This is a genomic window from Streptomyces sp. NPDC048383 (assembly GCF_040651775.1).
Classification (GTDB): Bacteria; Actinomycetota; Actinomycetes; order Streptomycetales; family Streptomycetaceae; genus Streptomyces.
In genome coordinates, this window is sequence record NZ_JBEZKS010000062.1 from 1 (window position 1) to 23,131 (window position 23,131).

Sequence of the window (23,131 nt, forward strand, 5' to 3'; positions counted from 1 at the left end):
CCCCGGCCGCCAGGCCGGGGGGCTCACGCGTGGGGCGGGGCGCTACGCGTTCTTCTCGCGCCGGCGGCGGACGTACGTGGTGGTGGTGACCGAGATGAGGGTGAGGAGGGCCAGGGCGGCGGCTGCCAGGCCCGGGGTGAGGCCCTTCGGGGTGAAGGTGCAGGAGACCTTCGAGGTGCCGGGGGCGATGTCCAGGGCGACCAGGCCGTGGAAGGGGCGGATCGGGGCCGAGCACTGCCAGCCCGGGACGTTCGTCATGGCCAGGACGGCGGTGCCCGAGGCACCGCGGGGGAGGGTCGCCTCGATGGTGTGGCCGCCCGTGTCGACGGAGGTGGCGCCGGTGGCCGTCAGGTCGCGGATCCGGGCGTCCAGGGCGGTCCGGTCGAGGCAGCCGATGGGGTGCGCGCCGGCCGTGGCGTCGGCGGTCCGGGTGTCGACGGTGACCTCGACGGCGCCCGAGGCGGGTACGGGGCCCAGCGGGAGGACCCCGCTCATGCGGTCCTCCAGGGGGCGGCGGGCGGAACCGTGCGCCAGGCTGCCGTAGAGCTCGGGGGAGTACCAGAAGGCCGCGGAGCCGGGAGCGCACTGCGCGGTGTACGTCTGCGCGGTGGGGGTGCCGCCGCGGCGGACCTCGGGGACGCGGTACACCGTGGCGCCCAGGACGTTCTCCTGGTGGGCCCAGACGCTGTCCGCGGGGTTCGGGGAGGCGTACGGGGTCGAGCGGAGGGTGACCAGGGGCGGCGCCGCGAAGGTGGTGGCCGTCCAGGAGTCGGGGGCGGTGCCCGGGCGGACCCGGGCGCCGATCGAGAAGATCGCGTCGAGCACCGGGTTGTCGGCGCCGAAGAAGGTCCGGCCGTCGTTCTTCCAGCCGTAGCCCAGCGGTTCCAGGGCCTGGTACGTGGCCGCCGGGAGGTAGCTGCTGTAGTACTGCGGCCCCTCCGCCCGAAGGGCGAGCGCGTCGTTGTACGAGGTCTGCGGCGCGCCCGAATCCGTCCGGTGGGCGGGCCATCCGTCCACGCCTCGGACGGCCTCGAAGTGGTTCGCGATGGACTGGCTGGAGGTCGCGGCCGGTTTCGCCCAGCGTTCGCGGGCGCGCCGGGCGTCCGCGTTGGCCGCGGCGGCCGTGGACTCGGCGAAGACGACGGCGACCATCAGGGCGGCGGCCACCGGGACCAGGAACCGGCGCTTCTCGCCGAGCCCGAGCCTGGACCCGAGCCCGTGCCCGTGTCCCGGCCCAGGCCCCTGTCCGTGTCCCTGCCCGAGCCCCAGCAGGACCAGGGCCAGCAGCGAGAGAGAGCCGCCGCCGAGGACCGCGGGCCACGTCCAGCCGCCGAAGTCGTCGGTGCGCCGGAGCACGAAGGCGGCCACGACCAGCAGCGCGGCGGCGAGCGCCAGGTGCAGCGGGCGGGGCCGGTTGGCCAACGACAGCCAGGCCAGCACCACGACCATGCCGCTGAAGACGAACGCCTCGCGGTACGGGTTGCCGTTGGGCACGGCCAGCCCGTGCCAGACGTACTGCGTCGGCGGGAACTGGAAGGAGACGACGACGAGCAGGGTCGCGGCCGCCCACACCAGCCGGGTCCGCTTCGCGATGGCGGTGTTGAAGAGGAAGGCGCCGGCCAGGATCAGGCCGAGCGAGGCGACGTAGAGCCGGGGCCGGCCGCCCCACAGGTGCGTCGCCGGCAGCATCCCCGCCAGGAAGATCTCGATCCGCACCGGGTCGAAGGCGGCCGCCTTCGTGGGCTGCGCCGCCCCGCTGGAAAGGAACGACGGCAGCAGCAGGGGCAGCGTCAGCAGGATGCCCGTCACCGTCGCCGTGGCGGCCCGGGCCAGGGCCCGCAACCGCTGGGCGCCCGTCAGGTCGAGGGTGATCAGGCGGACGGCGAGCAGCACGCAGGCGGCCATCGTCGCCATCATCGCGGTGTAGAAGTTGCCGAACCAGGCGAGCGAGACCAGCAGCGCCACCCCCGGCCACCGGCGCCCCTCCAGGCACCACTCGACGGCGATCCCGAGCAGCGGCAGGGCCACCAGGCCCCACAGCCACATCGGGATGTACGAGGCGTCGCTCAGCGCCCAGCCGCACAGCCCGTACGTCGCCCCGAGCACGCCCCGCTGCCACCACGGGCCGCTCTGGAGCTTGCCGAGGTACACCGTCATCAGGGCGGCGGCGGTGCCCATGGTGATCGGGGTGATCGCGAAGACGGCCAGGTCCACGTGCTCGCGCGGGACGAGCACGGCCGGCCAGGAGAACGGGTTGCCGAGGTAGGTGTAGTAGTCGGACAGGAACTGTTGACCGAAGCCCCCGCGCCAGGTGAACAGCACGTCCCCGGCGGCCTGGCCGTGGACCAGGTCCCATAGCGCGCGGTGGAACGGGACGTACTGGTTGGCCTGGTCGTTGAGGGCCCGGCCGGTGTTGCCGAAGGGGAAGGTGCCGCGGGCCACCCAGGCCGCGCAGAAGGCGCCCGCGGTGACCAGGAACGCGAGGAGCGGACCGTACAGGCCGGTCGGGCGGGTGCGTCGGCGCGTGGCGGGGCCCCGGCCGTCGTCGGGGGGCGGGCTGCCGGCCGTCTTCGGCTCCGAGGTGACCGTCCCCAATGTCCTGCTCCTGGCGCTCGTACGTTTTTGGACTGACCTGCTGGGATTCGCTGGAAGTGTAGTTGGCCCGCCCTACCACGTCGGCTCGAACTCCGCGCGGCCGGGCCGCCTCGGAGGGCGTACGCCCGTGCGGCACCTGACCTGTGGAGGTGCGGAGGTCGGGGCGGCTGGGCTCATGTTTTGACCGGAGTGGATGCGGTGGGTACGCTCAGACCTTGTGCCTGGGGTGTGCCTGGGCTCCTGTGCGTGTCCACCAACCGCATGTGAGCCCGCATCGGCCACCGCGATCCATGCGTTTCCGTGCTTGCGCGGAGGTCCGCCGGATCCGACACACCCGACCGCGTGGGTCGGAGATGTTCCAGGTTAGTTTCACTACACGGCACACAGAAACCGGAGAAGTAGTGCCTACGATCCAGCAGCTGGTCCGTAAGGGCCGGCAGGACAAGGTCGAGAAGACAAAGACCCCCGCGCTTGAGGCTTCGCCCCAGCGTCGCGGCGTCTGCACGCGTGTGTTCACGACCACCCCGAAGAAGCCGAACTCGGCGCTCCGTAAGGTCGCGCGCGTGCGTCTGACCTCCGGCATCGAGGTCACCGCTTACATTCCGGGTGAGGGACACAACCTGCAGGAGCACTCGATCGTGCTCGTGCGTGGTGGCCGTGTGAAGGACCTGCCGGGTGTTCGTTACAAGATCATCCGCGGTGCGCTTGACACCCAGGCTGTCAAGAACCGCAAGCAGGCCCGCAGCCGCTACGGCGCCAAGAAGGAGAAGTAAGAATGCCTCGTAAGGGCCCCGCCCCGAAGCGCCCGGTCATCATCGACCCGGTCTACGCATCTCCTCTGGTGACGTCGCTCATCAACAAGATCCTCCTGAACGGCAAGCGCTCCACCGCCGAGCGCATCGTTTACGGCGCCATGGAAGGCCTCCGCGAGAAGACCGGCGCTGACCCGGTCATCACGCTGAAGCGCGCGCTGGAGAACGTCAAGCCGTCGCTCGAGGTCAAGTCCCGCCGTGTCGGTGGCGCGACCTACCAGGTTCCGATCGAGGTCAAGCCCGGTCGCGCGGCCACCCTCTCGCTGCGCTGGATCGTGGGTTACTCCCGCGCCCGTCGTGAGAAGACCATGACCGAGCGCCTCATGAACGAGCTCCTCGACGCCTCGAACGGCCTCGGTGCGGCCGTCAAGAAGCGTGAGGACACGCACAAGATGGCCGAGTCCAACAAGGCCTTCGCGCACTACCGCTGGTAGTCCCACCCCACATCGAGACCGAGAGAAGACCGAAGCCTTATGGCTACCACTTCGCTTGACCTGGCCAAGGTCCGCAACATCGGGATCATGGCCCACATCGACGCGGGCAAGACGACCACCACCGAGCGCATCCTGTTCTACACCGGTGTGTCTTACAAGATCGGTGAGGTCCACGACGGCGCCGCCACGATGGACTGGATGGAGCAGGAGCAGGAGCGTGGTATCACCATCACGTCTGCCGCCACCACCTGTCACTGGCCGCTCGAAGACGTCGACCACACCATCAACATCATCGACACCCCGGGTCACGTGGACTTCACCGTCGAGGTGGAGCGTTCGCTCCGCGTCCTCGACGGCGCCGTCACCGTGTTCGACGGTGTCGCCGGTGTTGAGCCGCAGTCCGAGACCGTTTGGCGTCAGGCGGACCGCTACGGCGTCCCGCGCATCTGCTTCGTCAACAAGCTGGACCGCACCGGCGCCGAGTTCCACCGCTGCGTCGACATGATCAAGGACCGCCTCGGTGCGGTTCCGATCGTCATGCAGCTCCCCATCGGTGCCGAGGCCGACTTCCAGGGTGTCGTCGACCTCGTCACGATGAAGGCGTTCGTCTGGTCCGCCGAGGCGACCAAGGGCGAGATGTACGACATCGTCGACATCCCGGCCACGCACACCGAGGCTGCTGAAGAGTGGCGCGGCAAGCTGGTCGAGACCGTCGCCGAGAACGACGACGAGATCATGGAGCTGTTCCTGGAGGGCAACGAGCCCTCCGTCGAGCAGCTGCACGCCGCCGTGCGTCGCATCATCCTCGGCTCCGGCAAGGGCAAGGGCGAGCCCACGATCACCGCGGTGTTCTGTGGTACGGCGTTCAAGAACAAGGGTGTTCAGCCCCTGCTCGACGCCGTCGTCCGCTACCTCCCGTCGCCGCTGGACATCGAGGCCATCGAAGGCCACGACGTCCGTGACGCCGAGGTCGTCGTGAAGCGCAAGCCCTCGGACGAGGAGCCCCTCGCGGCGCTCGCGTTCAAGATCATGCGTGACCCGCACCTCGGCAAGCTCACCTTCGTCCGGGTTTACTCGGGCCGCCTGGAGGCCGGCACCGCGGTGCTGAACTCCGTCAAGGGCAAGAAGGAGCGCATCGGCAAGATCTACCGCATGCACGCGAACAAGCGTGAGGAGATCGCGTCGGTGGGCGCCGGTGACATCGTCGCCGTCATGGGCCTGAAGCAGACCACCACCGGTGAGACGCTGTGTGACGACAAGGCGCCCGTGATCCTGGAGTCCATGGACTTCCCGGCTCCGGTCATCCAGGTCGCCATCGAGCCCAAGTCCAAGGGCGACCAGGAGAAGCTGGGTGTCGCCATCCAGTCCCTGGCGGAGGAGGACCCCTCCTTCCACGTCCACTCGGACGAGGAGACCGGCCAGACCATCCTCGGCGGTATGGGCGAGCTGCACCTCGAGGTGCTGGTCGACCGCATGAAGCGCGAGTTCAAGGTCGAGGCCAACGTCGGCAAGCCGCAGGTGGCCTACCGCGAGACGATCCGCAAGACCGTCGAGCGTCACGACTACACCCACAAGAAGCAGACCGGTGGTACCGGTCAGTTCGCCAAGGTGCAGATCGCGATCGAGCCCATCCTCGAGGCCGACGGTCCGGCGTACGAGTTCGTCAACAAGGTCACCGGTGGCCGCATCCCGAGGGAGTACATTCCCTCGGTCGACGCCGGTGCGCAGGAAGCCATGCAGTTCGGCATCCTGGCCGGCTACGAGATGACCGGCGTTCGCGTCATTCTTCTCGACGGTGGCTACCACGAGGTGGACTCCTCGGAGCTCGCCTTCAAGATCGCCGGTTCGCAGGCCTTCAAGGAAGCCGCTCGCAAGGCGTCTCCCGTCCTGCTCGAGCCGATGATGTCCGTTGAGGTCACCACGCCCGAGGAGTCCATGGGCGACGTCATCGGTGACATCAACTCCCGCCGTGGCCAGATCCAGGCCATGGAGGAGCGTCACGGCGCTCGTCTCGTGAAGGGCCTCGTGCCGCTTTCGGAGATGTTCGGCTACGTCGGAGACCTCCGCAGCAAGACCTCGGGTCGCGCCAGCTACTCGATGCAGTTCGACTCCTACGCCGAGGTTCCCCGGAACGTCGCTGAGGAGATCATCGCGAAGGCCAAGGGCGAGTAACTCTTCCGAGTACACGCTTTAGGCTTGTCACCGGAGCCTCTGGGGCAACAGGAGCAACCCTCCCGCTGCCCCGGGGGAACCGGCTATCCAGCAAAGATCACCTGGCGCCGACCATTCAAGGCGTACAGAACCACTCTCAGGAGGACCCCCGTGGCGAAGGCGAAGTTCGAGCGGACTAAGCCGCACGTCAACATCGGCACCATCGGTCACATTGACCACGGTAAGACGACCCTCACGGCCGCCATTACCAAGGTGCTGCACGACAAGTACCCGGACCTGAACGCGGCTTCGGCCTTCGATCAGATCGACAAGGCTCCTGAGGAGCGTCAGCGCGGTATCACCATCTCGATCGCGCACGTCGAGTACCAGACCGAGGCGCGTCACTACGCCCACGTCGACTGCCCGGGTCACGCGGACTACATCAAGAACATGATCACCGGTGCCGCGCAGATGGACGGTGCCATCCTCGTGGTCGCCGCCACCGACGGCCCGATGCCGCAGACCAAGGAGCACGTGCTCCTGGCCCGCCAGGTCGGCGTCCCGTACATCGTCGTCGCCCTGAACAAGGCCGACATGGTGGACGACGAGGAGATCCTGGAGCTCGTCGAGCTCGAGGTCCGTGAGCTGCTCTCCGAGTACGACTTCCCGGGCGACGACCTTCCGGTCGTCCAGGTCTCCGCGCTGAAGGCGCTCGAGGGCGACAAGGAGTGGGGCGACAAGCTCCTCGGCCTGATGGACGCCGTCGACGAGGCGATCCCGACCCCGCCGCGTGACACCGAGAAGCCCTTCCTCATGCCCGTCGAGGACGTCTTCACGATCACCGGTCGTGGCACCGTCGTCACCGGTCGTATCGAGCGTGGTGTCCTGAAGGTCAACGAGACCGTTGACATCATCGGCATCAAGCAGGAGAAGACCACCACCACGGTCACCGGCATCGAGATGTTCCGCAAGCTGCTCGACGAGGGCCAGGCGGGCGAGAACGTCGGTCTGCTCCTCCGTGGCATCAAGCGCGAGGACGTCGAGCGCGGCCAGGTCATCATCAAGCCCGGTTCGGTCACGCCGCACACCGAGTTCGAGGCCGCCGCGTACATCCTGTCGAAGGACGAGGGTGGCCGTCACACCCCGTTCTTCAACAACTACCGCCCGCAGTTCTACTTCCGTACCACGGACGTGACGGGCGTTGTGACCCTCCCCGAGGGCACCGAGATGGTCATGCCCGGTGACAACACCGACATGACGGTCAACCTCATCCAGCCCGTCGCGATGGAAGAGGGCCTGAAGTTCGCCATCCGTGAGGGTGGTCGTACCGTGGGCGCCGGCCAGGTCACCAAGATCACGAAGTAATTTCGTGCTCTGACCCGGTCGTCCGCGCGAGCGGACACCATGCATGACGGAAGGGCCCCTTCCCACCGCTCCGGCGGCGGGGAGGGGCCCTTCCGCATGTCCGGCGGCCCCGGGGGGAGCGGACGGGCGCCGGAAGGGCTGTCGGTGGCGTATGAGACGCTCGCACCGCAGATACAGGGGGCGCCTTCGGGCGCGGTGGAACGGTTCACGGGGTGGGGCAGGGATGGCACAGCAGGACGACGGACCGCGCATATCCGACGAGGAGTGGCAGCGGTTCGGCGAGCAGGCGGGGCAGCGGAGTTCGGACGTGCCGAAGGAACCGTCCGCGCGGGCGCGGATGGTGACCGAGCGGCTGCGGCGCGAGGACGAGGAACGGCGGAAGGCGGCGGGCCGCTTCGGGCGCGGGCGGAACGCGACCGCGACGGAGCCGCCGGGCTGGCGCACCGGGCCGACCTGGCAGGAGCGGGAGCGCCTGGGGAGGGGCAAGCGGCGACTGAAGGGCGCGGCGGCGATCCTGTTCGTGGCCGGCCTGGCGCTGATCGCCCTGCGGCCGGAGCTGCTGATCGACCGGGTCACGGGAAAGGCCGATGCGCGCCAAGAGGCGGAGCGCGTCGGCCCGTTGGCGGCGGAGTCCGGCCGCCCGACCGGGGCGCCGGAGGTCGAGCACCCCGACAGGCCGACCGTGAAGGATCCGTTCCGCGGCTCGCCGGCCCTCCAGTGGGCGGACGGCGCCGCCGCCATCGAGGTGCCGCCGGCCCGGGCCCTCAACGGCGTGGACCAGGACCGGATCGCGGACGGGCTCGCCAAGGCGAAGCAGTTCCTGGTGGCCGCCAACCTGGACCCGGCCGTACTGCGCGGCGAGCGCCCGGCGGCCGCGCTGGCGCTGCTCGATCCGAAGGACGGCGACACGCACCGGCGGATGCGGACGGCGTACGAGCGGCCGACCGAGGAGACGGACCCGCTGGAGCTGTTCACCCGGTACGACCCCGCGGAGCTGCGACCGGTCGGCGACGTGGTCAAGGTGCGCGGGCGGATGTGGCTGGAGGCGGGTCCCGAGCCCGGCCAGGCCGAGATCAAGGTGGACTACTCCTTCGTCCACCCCTTCGTGAAGGTCCGGGGGAACCCGGAGGACGTGGCCCGGACCATCGTGCGGCGCGAGATGACGTTCCAGGTCGTGGACCCGAAGGCGTGGGAGTCGACGCCGGGGACGTTGTGGATCCGCACGAACCTTCGGGACGTCGCCAACACGGCCTGTGACCGGTACGACGGCTATCTGCACCCGTCCTTCTTCTCGGACGGCGAGGCAAGCGGACCGGAACCCTCCGGCGCGGCGGTCGATCCGTACGACCGCAGCGGCGGCATCGACACCGGCCGCCAGGAGGAGTGCGGGACGCTTTCCCGCTCCTGACCAGGCAGGGACCCCGTCGGGCAAACGCGCGCCGTAGTTTGACGTGTCCGCGCGGCGGGGTATTCTCTTCCGCCCGATTGGCCAGGTACGTGTCCCGTATGGCAGACTACTCAAGTTGCTCGGTTGAGTGCCGATGCTGCGCGCCTCCCGCCGGGAGGACCGGAAGCGAGTCCCACAGTACTCGTCGTCCTTAATCTGCCTTTCGGGGCAGCAATGGGGACGGACGTACGGGAATCTTCTGGGAAGTGTCAGCAAGGTGCTTACCAGGCACTCGGTGGGTGTCTCTCCCCCGATGCGCGGTCAGGGACCGCATCCCCTTGGACGAGGGAATTTCCGTATGGGAATTTTCTGTAGAGGGTGTGCGACACGCCCGACCGCGTGGGTCGGAGGAAAGACTGCGGGAGTCATCCCGCGGCCAACCGGGAGCCAGAGCGTTCCACATACAGACAGGACTACGGAGTAGCCATGGCGGGACAGAAGATCCGCATCCGGCTCAAGGCCTACGACCACGAGGTCATCGACTCCTCGGCGAAGAAGATCGTCGAGACGGTGACCCGCACTGGTGCGTCGGTCGCAGGCCCGGTGCCGCTGCCCACTGAGAAGAACGTGTACTGCGTCATCAAGTCGCCGCACAAGTACAAGGACTCGCGCGAGCATTTCGAGATGCGCACGCACAAGCGCCTGATCGACATCCTCGACCCGACTCCCAAGACCGTTGACTCGCTGATGCGCCTGGACCTTCCGGCCGGCGTTGACATCGAGATCAAGCTCTGAGAGGCGTCGAGAAGATGGCAAAGCAGATCAAGGGCGTCCTGGGCGAGAAGCTCGGCATGACCCAGGTCTGGGACGAGAACAACCGTGTCGTCCCGGTCACCGTGGTCAAGGCCGGACCCTGCGTCGTTACCCAGGTCCGTACGAACGACATCGACGGCTACGAGTCGGTCCAGATCGCCTTCGGCGAGATCGACCCGCGCAAGGTGAACAAGCCCCTCAAGGGCCACTTCGCCAAGGCCGACGTCACCCCCCGCCGCCACCTGGTGGAGCTCCGCACCTCCGACGCCAGCGAGTACACGCTCGGCCAGGAGATCACTGCTGAGGTGTTCGAGTCCGGCGTCAAGGTTGACGTCACGGGCAACAGCAAGGGCAAGGGCTTCGCCGGTGTCATGAAGCGTCACAACTTCAAGGGCCTCGGTGCCGGTCACGGCGTCCAGCGCAAGCACCGCTCCCCCGGTTCGATCGGTGGCTGCGCCACCCCTGGGCGTGTCTTCAAGGGCATGCGCATGGCCGGTCGTATGGGTAACGAGCGCGTCACCACCCAGAACCTGACCATCCACGCGGTTGACGCGGAGAAGGGTCTGCTCCTCATCAAGGGTGCGGTCCCCGGTCCGAACGGCGGCCTCGTCCTGGTCCGTACCGCGGCCAAGGGGGCTTGAGGTAATGAGCACCATTGACATCCTTTCGCCGGCAGGCGACAAGGCCGGTACCGTCGAGCTCCCCGCGGAGATCTTCGACGCCAAGACCAGCGTTCCGCTGATCCACCAGGTCGTTGTCGCTCAGCTGGCTGCTGCCCGTCAGGGCACGCACAAGACCAAGCGTCGTGGCGAAGTCCGTGGTGGTGGCCGCAAGCCGTACCGCCAGAAGGGCACCGGCCGCGCTCGCCAGGGTTCCACCCGCGCTCCGCAGTTCGTCGGCGGTGGCGTCGTCCACGGCCCGCAGCCGCGTGACTACTCCCAGCGGACCCCGAAGAAGATGAAGGCCGCCGCTCTCCGCGGTGCCCTCTCGGACCGTGCGCGTCACTCCCGCATCCACGTCATCACCGGCGTGGTCGAGGGTGCCGCCTCCACGAAGGCCGCCAAGACGCTGTTCGGCAAGATCTCGGAGCGCAAGAACCTGCTCCTGGTCGTCGACCGCGCCGACGAGGCCGCGTGGCTGTCCGCCCGCAACCTGCCCCAGGTTCACATCCTGGAGCCGGGCCAGCTGAACACGTACGACGTGATCGTCTCTGACGACGTGGTCTTCACCAAGGCCGCTTTCGAGTCCTTCGTGTCTGGCCCCAAGGCCGACGAGACCGAAGGGAGCGACGCCTGATGTCTGAGGCGACCGTTACCAGCAAGACCTTCACTGACCCGCGCGACCTGCTGATCAAGCCGGTTGTCTCGGAGAAGAGCTACGCGCTGCTGGACGAGAACAAGTACACGTTCATCGTCGCGCCCGGCGCCAACAAGACCCAGATCAAGCAGGCCGTCGAGGCGGTCTTCTCGGTCAAGGTCACCGGGGTCAACACGATCAACCGTCAGGGTAAGCGCAAGCGCACCAAGACCGGTTTCGGCAAGCGTGCGAACACCAAGCGCGCCATCGTGACCCTCGCTGAGGGCGACCGAATCGACATCTTCGGCGGCCAGGCCTCCTAACGGAGGTCTAGTCGTCCGGAATCGGACGAGGACTGAGAAATGGGTATCCGCAAGTACAAGCCGACGACCCCGGGCCGTCGTGGCTCCAGCGTCGCCGACTTTGTCGAGATCACGCGGTCCACGCCGGAGAAGTCGCTGGTTCGCCCTCTGCACAGCAAGGGCGGCCGTAACAACACCGGTCGGATCACTGTTCGCCACCAGGGTGGCGGTCACAAGCGCGCCTACCGCGTGATCGACTTCCGTCGTCACGACAAGGACGGCGTGCCGGCGAAGGTCGCGCACATCGAGTACGACCCCAACCGCACGGCGCGCATCGCGCTGCTGCACTACGCCGACGGCGAGAAGCGCTACATCATCGCGCCGAAGAGCCTGAAGCAGGGCGACCGGATTGAGAACGGCCCCACGGCCGACATCAAGCCCGGCAACAACCTGGCACTCCGCAACATCCCGGTCGGTACCACGATCCACGCGATCGAGCTCCGTCCCGGTGGCGGCGCCAAGTTCGCCCGCTCCGCCGGTGCCTCGGTGCAGCTGCTGGCGAAGGAGGGCGTCATGGCCCACCTCCGCATGCCGTCCGGCGAGATCCGTCTCGTCGACGCGCGCTGCCGCGCCACGGTCGGCGAGGTCGGCAACGCCGAGCAGTCGAACATCAACTGGGGCAAGGCCGGCCGCATGCGCTGGAAGGGCGTTCGCCCCTCCGTCCGCGGTGTCGCGATGAACCCGGTCGACCACCCGCACGGTGGTGGTGAGGGTAAGACCAGCGGTGGTCGCCACCCGGTCTCCCCGTGGGGTCAGAAGGAGGGTCGTACTCGCTCGCCGAAGAAGGCTTCGAGCAAGTACATCGTCCGCCGCCGCAAGACGAACAAGAAGCGCTAGGAGCGGGTTTAGATGCCGCGCAGTCTCAAGAAGGGGCCCTTCGTCGACGACCACCTCGTAAAGAAGGTGGACGTCCAGAACGAAGCCGGCACCAAGAACGTCATCAAGACCTGGTCCCGTCGCTCGATGATCATCCCCAGCATGCTGGGTCACACCATCGCGGTGCACAACGGCAAGACCCACGTCCCGGTGTTCGTCACCGAGTCGATGGTCGGCCACAAGCTCGGCGAGTTCTCGCCGACTCGCACCTTCCGCGGCCACGTCAAGGACGACCGGAAGTCGAAGCGCCGCTAAAGGCGGGGTGGTTACGACTATGACTTACACCGAAGGGACAACCATGGAAGCCAGGGCCCAGGCGCGGTACATCCGCGTCACGCCCATGAAGGCCCGCCGAGTGGTGGACCTTATCCGTGGCATGGATGCCACGGAGGCTCAGGCGGTCCTGCGTTTCGCCCCGCAGGCCGCGAGCGTGCCGGTTGGCAAGGTGCTGGACAGCGCCATTGCCAACGCCGCACACAACTACAACCACCCGGACGCCTCTTCGCTGGTCATCAGCGAGGCGTACGTGGACGAGGGCCCGACCCTGAAGCGGTTCCGTCCGCGTGCCCAGGGCCGTGCCTACCGGATCCGCAAGCGGACCAGCCACATCACCGTGGTCGTCAGCAGCAAGGAAGGTTCCCGGTAATGGGCCAGAAGGTAAACCCGCACGGGTTCCGGCTCGGCATCACCACCGACTTCAAGTCGCGTTGGTACGCCGACAAGCTGTACAAGGACTACGTCAAGGAAGACGTCGCCATCCGCAGGATGATGACGTCCGGCATGGAGCGCGCCGGCATCTCGAAGGTTGAGATCGAGCGCACCCGTGACCGCGTGCGTGTGGACATCCACACCGCTCGTCCGGGCATCGTCATCGGTCGCCGTGGCGCCGAGGCCGACCGCATCCGCGGTGACCTCGAGAAGCTCACGGGCAAGCAGGTCCAGCTGAACATCCTCGAGGTCAAGAACCCCGAGCTCGATGCCCAGCTGGTCGCCCAGGCCGTTGCCGAGCAGCTCTCCTCCCGCGTCTCCTTCCGTCGCGCCATGCGTAAGAGCATGCAGGGCACGATGAAGGCCGGCGCCAAGGGCATCAAGATCCAGTGTGGCGGTCGCCTCGGCGGCGCCGAGATGTCCCGCTCCGAGTTCTACCGCGAGGGTCGTGTGCCGCTGCACACGCTGCGCGCCAACGTGGACTACGGCTTCTTCGAGGCCAAGACCACCTTCGGCCGTATCGGTGTGAAGGTCTGGATCTACAAGGGCGACGTCAAGAACATCGCCGAGGTTCGCGCCGAGAACGCTGCGGCCCGTGCGGGTAACCGCCCGGCCCGTGGTGCTCAGGGCGCTGGCGACCGTCCCGCCGGCCGTGGTGGCCGTGGTGGCGAGCGCGGCGGCCGTGGTGGCCGCAAGCCGCAGCAGGCTGCTGGTGCCGAGGCCCCCAAGGCCGACGCTCCCGCCGCCGCTCCGGCCGAGAGCACCGGAACGGAGGCCTGACCGACATGCTGATCCCTCGTAGGGTCAAGCACCGCAAGCAGCACCACCCGAAGCGCCGCGGTATGGCCAAGGGCGGTACTGAGGTCTCGTTCGGCGAGTACGGCATCCAGGCGCTGACCCCGGCGTACGTGACGAACCGCCAGATCGAGGCGGCTCGTATCGCGATGACCCGCCACATCAAGCGTGGCGGCAAGGTCTGGATCAACATTTACCCGGACCGCCCGCTCACCAAGAAGCCTGCCGAGACCCGCATGGGTTCCGGTAAGGGTTCTCCCGAGTGGTGGATCGCGAACGTGCACCCGGGCCGGGTCATGTTCGAGCTGTCCTACCCGAACGAGAAGATTGCTCGTGAGGCGCTCACCCGCGCTGCTCACAAGCTTCCGATGAAGTGCCGGATTGTTCGGCGCGAGGCAGGTGAGTCGTGATGGCGACGGGAACCAAGGCGTCCGAGCTGCGCGAGCTCGGCAACGAGGAGCTCGTTGGCAAGCTGCGCGAGGCCAAGGAGGAGCTGTTCAAGCTCCGCTTCCAGGCGGCCACGGGTCAGCTGGAGAACAACGGCCGGCTCAAGTCCGTCCGTAAGGACATCGCTCGCATCTACACCCTGATGCACGAGCGTGAGCTCGGTATCGAGACGGTGGAGAGCGCCTGATGAGCGAGAAGAACGTGACTGAGACCCCCGAGCAGCGCGGTTTCCGCAAGACCCGTGAGGGTCTGGTCGTCAGCGACAAGATGGACAAGACCGTCGTCGTCGCTGTCGAGGACCGCGTCAAGCACGCGCTGTACGGCAAGGTCATCCGCCGTACGAACAAGCTCAAGGCTCACGACGAGCAGAACGCTGCCGGCGTCGGCGACCGCGTCCTCATCATGGAGACGCGTCCGCTGTCGGCGAGCAAGCGCTGGCGCATCGTCGAGATCCTCGAGAAGGCCAAGTAATCAGTCCGGGGGGTTTCCCCCGGATTCGTTCCGCCAGGCTCGGTGGGGGCGAGCGCTCTTCGGAGCGTGAAGCCCCCGCCGGGAACCGGCAGACAAACAGGAGATACACGTGATCCAGCAGGAGTCGCGACTGCGTGTCGCCGACAACACTGGTGCCAAGGAGATCCTTTGCATCCGTGTTCTCGGTGGTTCCGGTCGCCGCTACGCGGGCGTCGGTGACGTCATCGTCGCCACCGTCAAGGACGCGATCCCCGGCGGCAACGTGAAGAAGGGTGACGTCGTCAAGGCTGTCATCGTTCGCACCGTCAAGGAGCGCCGCCGCCAGGACGGCTCGTACATCCGCTTCGACGAGAACGCCGCTGTCATTCTGAAGAACGACGGCGACCCTCGCGGCACCCGTATCTTCGGCCCGGTGGGCCGTGAGCTGCGCGAGAAGAAGTTCATGAAGATCATCTCGCTCGCGCCGGAGGTGCTGTAAGCATGAAGATCAAGAAGGGCGACCTGGTTCAGGTCATCACCGGCAAGGACAAGGGCAAGCAGGGCAAGGTCATCGTCGCCTTCCCCGCTGACAACCGCGTCCTGGTCGAGGGTGTCAACCGGGTCAAGAAGCACACCAAGGCCGCGCAGAACCAGGCCGGCGGCATCGTCATCACCGAGGCCCCGGTCCACGTGAGCAACGTTCAGCTGGTTGTGGAGAAGGACGGCAAGAAGGTCGTCACCCGCGTCGGCTACCGCTTCGACGACGAGGGCAACAAGATCCGCGTTGCCAAGCGGACGGGTGAGGACATCTGATGGCTACCACTCCGCGTCTCAAGACGAAGTACCGCGAGGACATCGCGGGCAAGCTGCGTGAGGAGTTCTCCTACGAGAACGTCATGCAGATTCCCGGCCTCGTGAAGATCGTGGTCAACATGGGTGTGGGCGACGCCGCCCGCGACTCCAAGCTGATCGACGGCGCCATCAAGGACCTGACGACGATCACCGGTCAGAAGCCGGCCGTCACGAAGGCCCGGAAGTCCATCGCGCAGTTCAAGCTGCGTGAGGGTCAGCCGATCGGCTGCCACGTCACCCTCCGTGGTGACCGCATGTGGGAGTTCCTGGACCGTACGCTGTCGCTCGCGCTGCCGCGTATCCGTGACTTCCGTGGTCTGTCGCCGAAGCAGTTCGACGGCCGTGGCAACTACACCTTCGGTCTCACGGAGCAGGTCATGTTCCACGAGATCGACCAGGACAAGATCGACCGTACCCGGGGTATGGACATCACCGTGGTCACCACGGCGACCAACGACGCTGAGGGCCGCGCGCTCCTTCGTCACCTCGGCTTCCCCTTCAAGGAGGCGTAAGCGAGATGGCGAAGAAGGCTCTCATCGCGAAGGCTGCCCGCAAGCCCAAGTTCGGTGTGCGTGCGTACACCCGCTGCCAGCGCTGCGGTCGCCCCCACTCCGTGTACCGCAAGTTCGGCCTGTGCCGCGTGTGCCTTCGTGAGATGGCTCACCGTGGCGAGCTGCCGGGCGTGACCAAGAGCTCCTGGTAACTCCCTCTCGTCCGTAAGGACTTGAGAAGTACCAGGCACTCTCGGTAAGCATCTGGACGGCGGATGCCCACCCGCGCATGCCTTAGGCTTGTGTGGTTGGGCGTCCGCCGCCCATAACGACTTACTACGCCGTAGGTCCCCGCGCCGCACCCGTCCCGCCTCTGAGTGGGGAGAGGGATGGCGCATACAGGAAACCCCGGCGAGAGAGGCCGAAGGCCACTTCATGACCATGACTGACCCGATCGCAGACATGCTCACTCGTCTGCGTAACGCTAACTCGGCGTACCACGACACCGTCGTGATGCCGCACAGCAAGATCAAGTCGCACATCGCAGAGATCCTCAAGCAGGAGGGTTTCATCACCGGCTGGAAGGTCGAGGACGCCGAGGTCGGCAAGAACCTCGTCCTCGAGCTGAAGTTCGGGCCGAACCGCGAGCGCTCCATTGCGGGCATCAAGCGGATCTCGAAGCCCGGTCTGCGCGTGTACGCGAAGTCCACCAACCTGCCGAAGGTGCTCGGCGGCCTGGGCGTGGCGATCATCTCCACGTCCCACGGTCTCCTCACCGGCCAGCAGGCAGGCAAGAAGGGCGTAGGTGGGGAAGTCCTCGCCTACGTCTGGTAGTCGGGAACGGAGGAAAAGCAATGTCGCGAATCGGCAAGCTCCCCATCCAGGTTCCCGCCGGTGTGGACGTCACCATCGACGGCCAGACGGTCGGCGTGAAGGGCCCCAAGGGCACCCTCACGCACACCGTCAAGGCGCCGATCGAGATCGTCAAGGGTGAGGACGGCGTCCTGAACGTCACCCGCCCCAACGACGAGCGTCAGAACAAGGCCCTGCACGGCCTGTCCCGCACGCTGGTGGCGAACATGATCACCGGTGTGACCACGGGATACGTCAAGGCTCTCGAGATCAGCGGTGTCGGTTACCGCGTCGCCGCGAAGGGCTCCAACCTGGAGTTCCAGCTTGGGTACAGCCACCCGATCCTGATCGAGGCGCCCGAGGGCATCTCCTTCAAGGTCGAGTCGCCCACCAAGTTCTCGGTCGAGGGCATCGACAAGCAGAAGGTCGGCGAGGTCGCCGCCAACATCCGCAAGCTGCGGAAGCCCGACCCGTACAAGGCCAAGGGTGTCAAGTACGCCGGCGAAGTCATCCGCCGCAAGGTCGGAAAGGCTGGTAAGTAGCCATGGCATACGGTGTGAAGATCGCCAAGGGCGACGCGTACAAGCGCGCTGCCAAGGCTCGCCGCCACATCCGCATTCGCAAGAACGTGTCGGGTACGGCGGAGCGTCCGCGCCTCGTCGTGACGCGTTCCAACCGCAACATCGTTGCTCAGGTCATCGACGACCTCCAGGGTCACACCCTGGCGTCCGCGTCGACCCTGGACACCTCGATCCGCGGTGGCGAAGGCGACAAGAGCGCCCAGGCCCAGGCCGTCGGCGCGCTCGTGGCCGAGCGTGCGAAGGCTGCCGGCGTGGAGACCGTTGTCTTCGACCGCGGTGGCAACCGATACGCCGGGCGCATTGCCGCTCTGGCTGACGCCGCCCGCGAAGCCGGGCTGAAGTTCTAAGCCCCGGTTCCGGGACTCACGGACGTAACAGAGAGAGGTAATCCAATGGCTGGACCCCAGCGCCGCGGAAGCGGTGCCGGTGGCGGCGAGCGGCGGGACCGGAAGGGTCGCGACGGTGGCCCTGCCGCCGAGAAGACCGCTTACGTTGAGCGCGTTGTCGCGATCAACCGCGTCGCCAAGGTTGTCAAGGGTGGTCGCCGCTTCAGCTTCACCGCGCTGGTCGTGGTGGGCGACGGTGACGGCACTGTAGGTGTCGGTTACGGCAAGGCCAAGGAAGTTCCCGCGGCCATCGCCAAGGGTGTCGAGGAAGCCAAGAAGTCCTTCTTCAAGGTTCCGCGCATCCAGGGCACCATTCCTCACCCGATCACGGGCGAGCGTGCCGCGGGCGTCGTGCTCCTGAAGCCGGCTTCCCCCGGTACCGGTGTTATCGCCGGTGGCCCGGTGCGCGCCGTTCTGGAGTGCGCCGGCGTTCACGACATCCTGTCGAAGTCGCTCGGCTCTTCGAACGCGATCAACATCGTGCACGCGACCGTGGCGGCCCTCAAGGGCCTGCAGCGTCCCGAGGAGATCGCGGCTCGCCGTGGTCTGCCCCTCGAGGACGTCGCCCCCGCGGCTCTGCTTCGTGCACGTGCCGGGGCGGGTGCGTAATGGCTCGCCTCAAGATCACGCAGACGAAGTCGTACATCGGCAGCAAGCAGAACCACCGCGACACTCTGCGTTCGCTCGGGCTCAAGCGCCTGAACGACGTGGTCGTCAAGGAGGACCGCCCCGAGTTCCGCGGAATGGTGCAGACCGTCCGCCACCTCGTGACGGTTGAGGAGGTTGACTAACATGGCTGAGAACAGCCCGCTGAAGGCCCACAACCTCCGTCCCGCCCCCGGCGCCAAGACCGCGAAGACCCGTGTCGGTCGTGGTGAGGCGTCGAAGGGTAAGACGGCCGGTCGTGGTACGAAGGGCCAGAAGGCCCGTTACCAGATCCCGCAGCGCTTCGAGGGTGGGCAGATGCCCCTCCACATGCGTCTGCCGAAGCTCAAGGGCTTCAAGAACCCGTTCCGCACCGAGTTCCAGGTCGTGAACCTGGACAAGCTCGGCGCTCTCTACCCCGAGGGTGGAGAAGTCACGGTGGCCGACCTGGTCGCCAAGGGCGCGGTTCGCAAGAACAGCCTCGTCAAGGTCCTGGGCCAGGGCGAGCTCTCCGTGGCGCTGCAGGTTTCGGTTGACGCCGTCTCCGCCTCCGCCAAGGAGAAGATCGCCGCTGCCGGCGGCACCGTCACCGAGCTCGTCTAAGACAAAACTCAGTGACAAATAGCTAGAAACCCGACCGGGGATGCCTCACATATGGGGCATCCCCGGTTGGTCGTTCCACGGGGGGTGTAGTCGCCGGTAAGGTGGCCTGCACCTTTGCTTGTACGTATTCGTCGATCCCTCAGACCGTCACCTCTGACGCAGTAGCGCGGGGGTCGCAGGAGGCACCGTGCTCACCGCGTTCGCCCGGGCGTTCAAGACGCCCGACCTGCGCAAGAAGCTGCTCTTCACGCTCGGCATCATCGTGCTGTATCGGCTCGGGTCCCACATCCCGGTACCCGGCGTGAGCTACAAGAACGTTCAGATCTGTCTGGACCAGATGGGGAATGGCAGCAACAGCCTCTTCGGTCTGGTCAACATGTTCAGCGGCGGTGCGCTGCTGCAGATCACGATCTTCGCGCTCGGCATCATGCCCTACATCACGGCGAGCATCATCCTGCAGCTGCTGACCGTGGTCATCCCGAAGCTGGAGACCCTCAAGAAAGAGGGCCAGTCCGGCACGGCGAAGATCACTCAGTACACGCGCTATTTGACGGTCGCGCTCGCGATCCTGCAGGGCACCGGTCTCGTCGCCACCGCGCGGACCGGAGCGCTGTTCGGGAACTGCTCGGTCGCCTCGCAGATCGTCCCCGACCGGTCGATCTTCACCACCGTCGTCATGGTGATCACCATGACCGCCGGTACCTGTGTCGTCATGTGGCTCGGTGAGCTCATCACCGACCGCGGCATCGGCAACGGAATGTCGATCCTGATGTTCATCTCGATCGCCGCCGGCTTCGTCGGCTCCCTCTGGACGATCAAGCTCCAGGGCAAGATCGCCGGAGGCTGGGTCGAGTTCGGCGTGGTCATGCTCGTCGGTCTCGCGATGGTCGGCCTCGTCGTCTTCGTGGAACAGGCACAGCGCCGGATTCCGGTCCAGTACGCGAAGCGCATGATCGGCCGCCGTGCCTACGGCGGTACCTCGACCTACATCCCGCTCAAGGTGAACCAGGCGGGCATCATCCCCGTCATCTTCGCCTCGTCGCTGCTGTACATCCCGGCCCTGGTGGTGCAGTTCAGCGGCTCGACCGCCGGCTGGGCCAACTGGATCCAGAAGCACTTCGTCAAGGGCGACCACCCGTACTACATCGCCGTCTACTTCCTCCTGATCGTCTTCTTCGCGTTCTTCTACGTGGCGATCTCGTTCAACCCCGAGGAAGTTGCCGACAACATGAAGAAGTATGGTGGCTTCATCCCGGGCATCCGCGCCGGCCGGCCGACCGCCGAGTACCTGAGCTACGTACTCAACCGGATCACCTGGCCCGGCTCGCTGTACCTGGGTCTCATCGCTCTTGTGCCGACAATGGCGTTGGCGGGCTTCGGGGCGAACCAGAACTTCCCGTTCGGCGGGACGAGCATCCTGATCATCGTGGGTGTGGGTCTGGAAACCGTGAAGCAGATCGAGAGCCAGCTCCAGCAGCGCAATTACGAAGGGTTCCTCCGCTGATGCGAATCGTCCTCGTCGGACCGCCCGGTGCGGGCAAGGGAACGCAGGCTGCGTACCTCGCCAAGAACCTGAACATCCCGCACATCTCCACGGGCGACCTGTTCCGGGCCAACATCAGCCAGGGCACGGACCTGGGCCTGCGCGCGAAGGCGTTCATGGACGCCGGCGACCTCGTCCCCGACGAGATCACCATCGGCATGGCCAAGGACCGCATGGAGCAGCCGGACGCCGTGAACGGTTTCCTGCTCGACGGGTTCCCGCGCAACGTCTCGCAGGCCGAGGCCCTCGACGCGATGCTCGTGTCCGGAAGCATGGAGCTGGACGCCGTCCTCGACCTGGAGGTCGAGGAGGACGAGGTCGTCAAGCGCATCGCCGGCCGTCGCGTGTGCCGCAAGGACTCCGCGCACGTCTTCCACGTCACGTACGCCGCGCCGAAGACCGAGGGTGTCTGCGACACCTGCGGTGGCGAGCTGTACCAGCGCGACGACGACTCCGAGGCCACGGTCCGCAACCGGCTGGAGGTCTACCACACGCAGACCGAGCCGATCATCGACTACTACAAGGCCCAGGGCCTGCTGGTGACCATCCCGGCCCTCGGTGAGGTCGCGGACGTCACCAAGCGCGCGATGGATGCCCTGCAGAAGTAGTCCCGCTGTAAATGCGTGCGCGTACGGCCGCGGTGTCCTTGGGGCATCGCGGCCGTACTGTTGAGAAGACCCGGTTTCGAAGGTGGAAGGCCCGTTTCATGGTTCAGATCAAGACCCCCGAGCAGATCGCGAAGATGCGCGAGGCAGGGTTGGTCGTCGCCGCGATCCACGCGGCGACCCGTGAGGCCGCGGTGCCCGGCTCCACGACCCGGGATCTGGACATGGTGGCGCGCAAGGTCATCGCGGACGCCGGCGCCAAGTCGAACTTCCTCGGCTACGGCGGTTTCCCCGCGACGATCTGCACGTCGGTGAACGAGGTCGTCGTCCACGGCATTCCGGACGACAAGACGGTCCTCAAGGACGGCGACATCATCTCCATCGACGCCGGCGCCATCATCGACGGTTGGCACGGCGACGCGGCGTACACGGCCTTCGTGGGCGACGGTCACGCCCCGGAGCTGGTCGAGCTGTCCCGGGTCACCGAGGAGTCGATGTGGGCGGGCATCGCGGCGATGAAGCTCGGCAACCGCCTGGTCGACATCTCGAAGGCGATCGAGACGTACATCAAGCGCCAGCCGCGTCCCACGACGGGTGAGCACAGCCTCGGCAAGTTCGGGATCATCGAGGACTACGGCGGCCACGGCATCGGGTCCGAGATGCACATGGACCCGCACCTGCTGAACTACGTCTCGCGCAAGCGGGGCAAGGGCATCAAGCTCGTCCCCGGCCTGTGCCTGGCGATCGAGCCGATGGTCTCGCTGGGCACCGCCCAGACGGAGGTACTGGCGGACGACTGGACGGTCATCACGACGGACGGGACCTGGTCCTCGCACTGGGAGCACTCCATCGCGCTGACCGAGGCCGGGCCCATCGTCCTGACCAGCCCGGACTGCGGGAAGGCGAAGTTGGCGGAGTACGGCGTCACGACGGCGCCGGACCCGCTCGGTTAATGATCTAGACTCTGGGGCACACTTTCCGGATTCGTCTTTCTCGGTGCCCTGACGTAGACTGACTCGTCGGCTCTCGTGCACTTCCATGTCTGCATGGCGCATGAGGTCGATCAAGGTAGCCGATTCGAAAGGCGAAGCGTGGCCAAGAAGCAAGGTGCCATCGAAATCGAGGGCACCGTGATCGAGTCCCTCCCGAACGCGATGTTCCGGGTGGAACTCCAGAACGGTCACAAGGTCCTCGCGCACATCAGCGGCAAGATGCGCATGCACTACATCCGCATCCTCCCTGATGACCGGGTCGTCGTGGAGCTCTCCCCGTACGACCTGACGCGTGGCCGGATCGTCTACCGATACAAGTAGATCTTGTCTTCACTCCCGACCGGGCATTCGTCCGGCGCGGGTGGTGGCACTGACCCGGAGAACCTCACCCAATGAAGGTCAAGCCGAGCGTCAAGAAGATCTGCGACAAGTGCAAGGTGATCCGCCGTCACGGTCGGGTCATGGTCATCTGCGACAACCTGCGCCACAAGCAGCGCCAGGGCTGACGCACGCCGACCGACCTGCCTTCCGCAGTTCTTCGCGCGACGTAAGAAAACGTACATACGCAGAATCCGCCCAGCTCCGACAGGAGCCGGCGGCACCTCCGGCGGGGGCCGGGGACCCGGACGTACCACCACCCATCAGGTGTGGTCGGCGGTCGGGGTCGATTCTGCTGAAGACCCCCGAACACACAGGAGCCATTGAATGGCACGCGTTTCCGGTGTTGACATCCCGCGCGAAAAGCGCGTGGAGATCGCACTCACCTACGTCTTCGGTGTCGGTCGCACCCGGTCCAAGGAAATCCTTGCGGCCACCGGTGTGAACCCGAACACCCGCGTTCGTGACCTGGCCGAAGAAGACCTGGTCAAGATCCGCGAGTACGTGGACGCCAACCTCCGCACCGAGGGTGACCTCCGCCGCGAGATCCAGGCCGACATCCGCCGCAAGGTCGAGATCCAGTGCTACCAGGGTATTCGCCACCGTCGTGGCCTCCCGGTGCACGGTCAGCGCACCAGCACGAACGCCCGTACCCGCAAGGGTCCGCGTCGCGCGATCGCCGGTAAGAAGAAGCCGGGCAAGAAGTAGTCCT

Annotated in this window: 33 protein-coding genes; 32 read left to right on the forward strand and 1 reads right to left on the reverse strand. The window is 66.6% G+C overall.

From position 1 onward, the window contains the following. Positions 1–42: 42 nt before the first annotated feature. Entirely contained in the window at positions 43–2,595 is a 2,553-nt protein-coding gene (locus AB0D46_RS31940) for a YfhO family protein (RefSeq protein ID WP_362882657.1), read from the reverse strand. A 401-nt stretch (positions 2,596–2,996) separates the two neighbouring features. On the opposite strand from AB0D46_RS31940, the gene rpsL reads away from it, so the two are divergent. The 32 genes from rpsL (at position 2,997) to rpsM (ending at position 23,127) form a co-directional block, all read left to right on the forward strand. Continuing rightward, positions 2,997–3,368 carry a 30S ribosomal protein S12 gene (rpsL, locus tag AB0D46_RS31945; RefSeq protein WP_007265893.1) on the forward strand — a complete coding sequence of 124 codons (372 nt, stop codon included), beginning with the start codon at positions 2,997–2,999 and terminating at the stop codon, positions 3,366–3,368. Positions 3,369–3,370: 2 nt separating this feature from the next. Beyond that, positions 3,371–3,841: a 30S ribosomal protein S7 gene (gene rpsG, locus AB0D46_RS31950; RefSeq protein WP_330298073.1), complete on the forward strand. Its 471-nt coding sequence runs from the start codon at positions 3,371–3,373 to the stop codon at positions 3,839–3,841. A gap of 39 nt (positions 3,842–3,880) precedes the next feature. Then, positions 3,881–6,013 (forward strand): elongation factor G, encoded by a 2,133-nt coding sequence (gene fusA / locus AB0D46_RS31955; protein ID WP_362882660.1) that lies wholly within the window; start codon positions 3,881–3,883, stop codon positions 6,011–6,013. 150 nt (positions 6,014–6,163) lie between these two features. After that, positions 6,164–7,357 (forward strand): elongation factor Tu, encoded by a 1,194-nt coding sequence (gene tuf / locus AB0D46_RS31960; protein ID WP_281204230.1) that lies wholly within the window; start codon positions 6,164–6,166, stop codon positions 7,355–7,357. 223 nt (positions 7,358–7,580) lie between these two features. After that, positions 7,581–8,765: a hypothetical protein gene (locus AB0D46_RS31965; RefSeq protein ID WP_362882662.1), complete on the forward strand. Its 1,185-nt coding sequence runs from the start codon at positions 7,581–7,583 to the stop codon at positions 8,763–8,765. Positions 8,766–9,230: 465 nt separating this feature from the next. Continuing rightward, positions 9,231–9,539, forward strand: coding sequence for a 30S ribosomal protein S10 (gene rpsJ, locus AB0D46_RS31970; protein ID WP_003948644.1), 309 nt, complete (start codon positions 9,231–9,233; stop codon positions 9,537–9,539). 14 nt (positions 9,540–9,553) lie between these two features. Then, positions 9,554–10,198, forward strand: coding sequence for a 50S ribosomal protein L3 (gene rplC, locus AB0D46_RS31975; RefSeq protein WP_281204232.1), 645 nt, complete (start codon positions 9,554–9,556; stop codon positions 10,196–10,198). A 4-nt stretch (positions 10,199–10,202) separates the two neighbouring features. Further along, complete coding sequence (rplD, locus tag AB0D46_RS31980) at positions 10,203–10,853, forward strand: 50S ribosomal protein L4 (protein ID WP_362882664.1); 651 nt, start codon at positions 10,203–10,205, stop codon at positions 10,851–10,853. Next, on the forward strand, positions 10,853–11,176 hold the full coding sequence (rplW, locus tag AB0D46_RS31985) for a 50S ribosomal protein L23 (protein WP_037792012.1): 324 nt from the start codon (positions 10,853–10,855) through the stop codon (positions 11,174–11,176). The genes rplD and rplW overlap by 1 nt, the downstream gene beginning before the upstream one ends. A gap of 39 nt (positions 11,177–11,215) precedes the next feature. Next, complete coding sequence (gene rplB / locus AB0D46_RS31990; RefSeq protein WP_031146577.1) at positions 11,216–12,052, forward strand: 50S ribosomal protein L2; 837 nt, start codon at positions 11,216–11,218, stop codon at positions 12,050–12,052. A gap of 12 nt (positions 12,053–12,064) precedes the next feature. Next, positions 12,065–12,346 (forward strand): 30S ribosomal protein S19, encoded by a 282-nt coding sequence (rpsS, locus tag AB0D46_RS31995; RefSeq protein ID WP_008739713.1) that lies wholly within the window; start codon positions 12,065–12,067, stop codon positions 12,344–12,346. A gap of 43 nt (positions 12,347–12,389) precedes the next feature. Continuing rightward, positions 12,390–12,737: a 50S ribosomal protein L22 gene (gene rplV / locus AB0D46_RS32000; protein ID WP_362882716.1), complete on the forward strand. Its 348-nt coding sequence runs from the start codon at positions 12,390–12,392 to the stop codon at positions 12,735–12,737. Beyond that, positions 12,737–13,579: a 30S ribosomal protein S3 gene (rpsC, locus tag AB0D46_RS32005; RefSeq protein WP_008739710.1), complete on the forward strand. Its 843-nt coding sequence runs from the start codon at positions 12,737–12,739 to the stop codon at positions 13,577–13,579. The genes rplV and rpsC overlap by 1 nt, the downstream gene beginning before the upstream one ends. 5 nt (positions 13,580–13,584) lie before the next feature. Beyond that, positions 13,585–14,004 (forward strand): 50S ribosomal protein L16, encoded by a 420-nt coding sequence (rplP, locus tag AB0D46_RS32010; protein WP_030026326.1) that lies wholly within the window; start codon positions 13,585–13,587, stop codon positions 14,002–14,004. Next, positions 14,004–14,228 carry a 50S ribosomal protein L29 gene (gene rpmC / locus AB0D46_RS32015; RefSeq protein WP_008739703.1) on the forward strand — a complete coding sequence of 75 codons (225 nt, stop codon included), beginning with the start codon at positions 14,004–14,006 and terminating at the stop codon, positions 14,226–14,228. The genes rplP and rpmC overlap by 1 nt, the downstream gene beginning before the upstream one ends. Beyond that, positions 14,228–14,512: a 30S ribosomal protein S17 gene (gene rpsQ / locus AB0D46_RS32020; protein WP_362882666.1), complete on the forward strand. Its 285-nt coding sequence runs from the start codon at positions 14,228–14,230 to the stop codon at positions 14,510–14,512. Before rpmC ends, rpsQ begins: the two co-directional genes overlap by 1 nt. A 109-nt stretch (positions 14,513–14,621) precedes the next feature. Continuing rightward, positions 14,622–14,990, forward strand: a complete 369-nt coding sequence (rplN, locus tag AB0D46_RS32025) for a 50S ribosomal protein L14 (RefSeq protein WP_053682618.1) — start codon at positions 14,622–14,624, stop codon at positions 14,988–14,990. 2 nt (positions 14,991–14,992) lie between these two features. Then, a complete protein-coding gene (rplX, locus tag AB0D46_RS32030; protein WP_030008468.1) occupies positions 14,993–15,304 on the forward strand; it encodes a 50S ribosomal protein L24 in 312 nt (103 codons plus the stop codon). Continuing rightward, positions 15,304–15,855 (forward strand): 50S ribosomal protein L5, encoded by a 552-nt coding sequence (rplE, locus tag AB0D46_RS32035; protein ID WP_030008469.1) that lies wholly within the window; start codon positions 15,304–15,306, stop codon positions 15,853–15,855. The genes rplX and rplE overlap by 1 nt, the downstream gene beginning before the upstream one ends. A 5-nt stretch (positions 15,856–15,860) precedes the next feature. Beyond that, positions 15,861–16,046 (forward strand): type Z 30S ribosomal protein S14, encoded by a 186-nt coding sequence (locus AB0D46_RS32040; RefSeq protein ID WP_003956452.1) that lies wholly within the window; start codon positions 15,861–15,863, stop codon positions 16,044–16,046. Positions 16,047–16,269: 223 nt separating this feature from the next. Next, entirely contained in the window at positions 16,270–16,668 is a 399-nt protein-coding gene (rpsH, locus tag AB0D46_RS32045; RefSeq protein WP_007265911.1) for a 30S ribosomal protein S8, read from the forward strand. A 20-nt stretch (positions 16,669–16,688) separates the two neighbouring features. Continuing rightward, on the forward strand, positions 16,689–17,228 hold the full coding sequence (gene rplF, locus AB0D46_RS32050) for a 50S ribosomal protein L6 (RefSeq protein WP_362882669.1): 540 nt from the start codon (positions 16,689–16,691) through the stop codon (positions 17,226–17,228). 2 nt (positions 17,229–17,230) lie between these two features. Continuing rightward, the gene (gene rplR, locus AB0D46_RS32055; RefSeq protein WP_008739696.1) at positions 17,231–17,614 is read left to right on the forward strand and encodes a 50S ribosomal protein L18; all 384 of its coding nucleotides are present in this window, start codon (positions 17,231–17,233) and stop codon (positions 17,612–17,614) included. Positions 17,615–17,659: 45 nt separating this feature from the next. Continuing rightward, on the forward strand, positions 17,660–18,262 hold the full coding sequence (gene rpsE, locus AB0D46_RS32060) for a 30S ribosomal protein S5 (RefSeq protein WP_073912880.1): 603 nt from the start codon (positions 17,660–17,662) through the stop codon (positions 18,260–18,262). Further along, complete coding sequence (gene rpmD / locus AB0D46_RS32065; RefSeq protein WP_053682614.1) at positions 18,262–18,444, forward strand: 50S ribosomal protein L30; 183 nt, start codon at positions 18,262–18,264, stop codon at positions 18,442–18,444. The genes rpsE and rpmD overlap by 1 nt, the downstream gene beginning before the upstream one ends. Before the next feature lies 1 nt (position 18,445). Then, positions 18,446–18,901 (forward strand): 50S ribosomal protein L15, encoded by a 456-nt coding sequence (gene rplO / locus AB0D46_RS32070; protein WP_008739693.1) that lies wholly within the window; start codon positions 18,446–18,448, stop codon positions 18,899–18,901. A 187-nt stretch (positions 18,902–19,088) separates the two neighbouring features. Next, on the forward strand, positions 19,089–20,405 hold the full coding sequence (gene secY / locus AB0D46_RS32075) for a preprotein translocase subunit SecY (protein WP_362882671.1): 1,317 nt from the start codon (positions 19,089–19,091) through the stop codon (positions 20,403–20,405). Further along, positions 20,405–21,052 (forward strand): adenylate kinase, encoded by a 648-nt coding sequence (locus AB0D46_RS32080; RefSeq protein ID WP_362882673.1) that lies wholly within the window; start codon positions 20,405–20,407, stop codon positions 21,050–21,052. Before secY ends, AB0D46_RS32080 begins: the two co-directional genes overlap by 1 nt. Before the next feature lie 98 nt (positions 21,053–21,150). After that, a complete protein-coding gene (gene map, locus AB0D46_RS32085) occupies positions 21,151–22,002 on the forward strand; it encodes a type I methionyl aminopeptidase (protein WP_362882674.1) in 852 nt (283 codons plus the stop codon). A gap of 138 nt (positions 22,003–22,140) precedes the next feature. Next, on the forward strand, positions 22,141–22,362 hold the full coding sequence (gene infA, locus AB0D46_RS32090) for a translation initiation factor IF-1 (RefSeq protein ID WP_014047798.1): 222 nt from the start codon (positions 22,141–22,143) through the stop codon (positions 22,360–22,362). A gap of 71 nt (positions 22,363–22,433) precedes the next feature. Continuing rightward, positions 22,434–22,547 (forward strand): 50S ribosomal protein L36, encoded by a 114-nt coding sequence (gene rpmJ, locus AB0D46_RS32095; protein ID WP_003956441.1) that lies wholly within the window; start codon positions 22,434–22,436, stop codon positions 22,545–22,547. A 199-nt stretch (positions 22,548–22,746) separates the two neighbouring features. After that, entirely contained in the window at positions 22,747–23,127 is a 381-nt protein-coding gene (gene rpsM / locus AB0D46_RS32100; RefSeq protein WP_150518306.1) for a 30S ribosomal protein S13, read from the forward strand. Positions 23,128–23,131 lie beyond the last annotated feature (4 nt).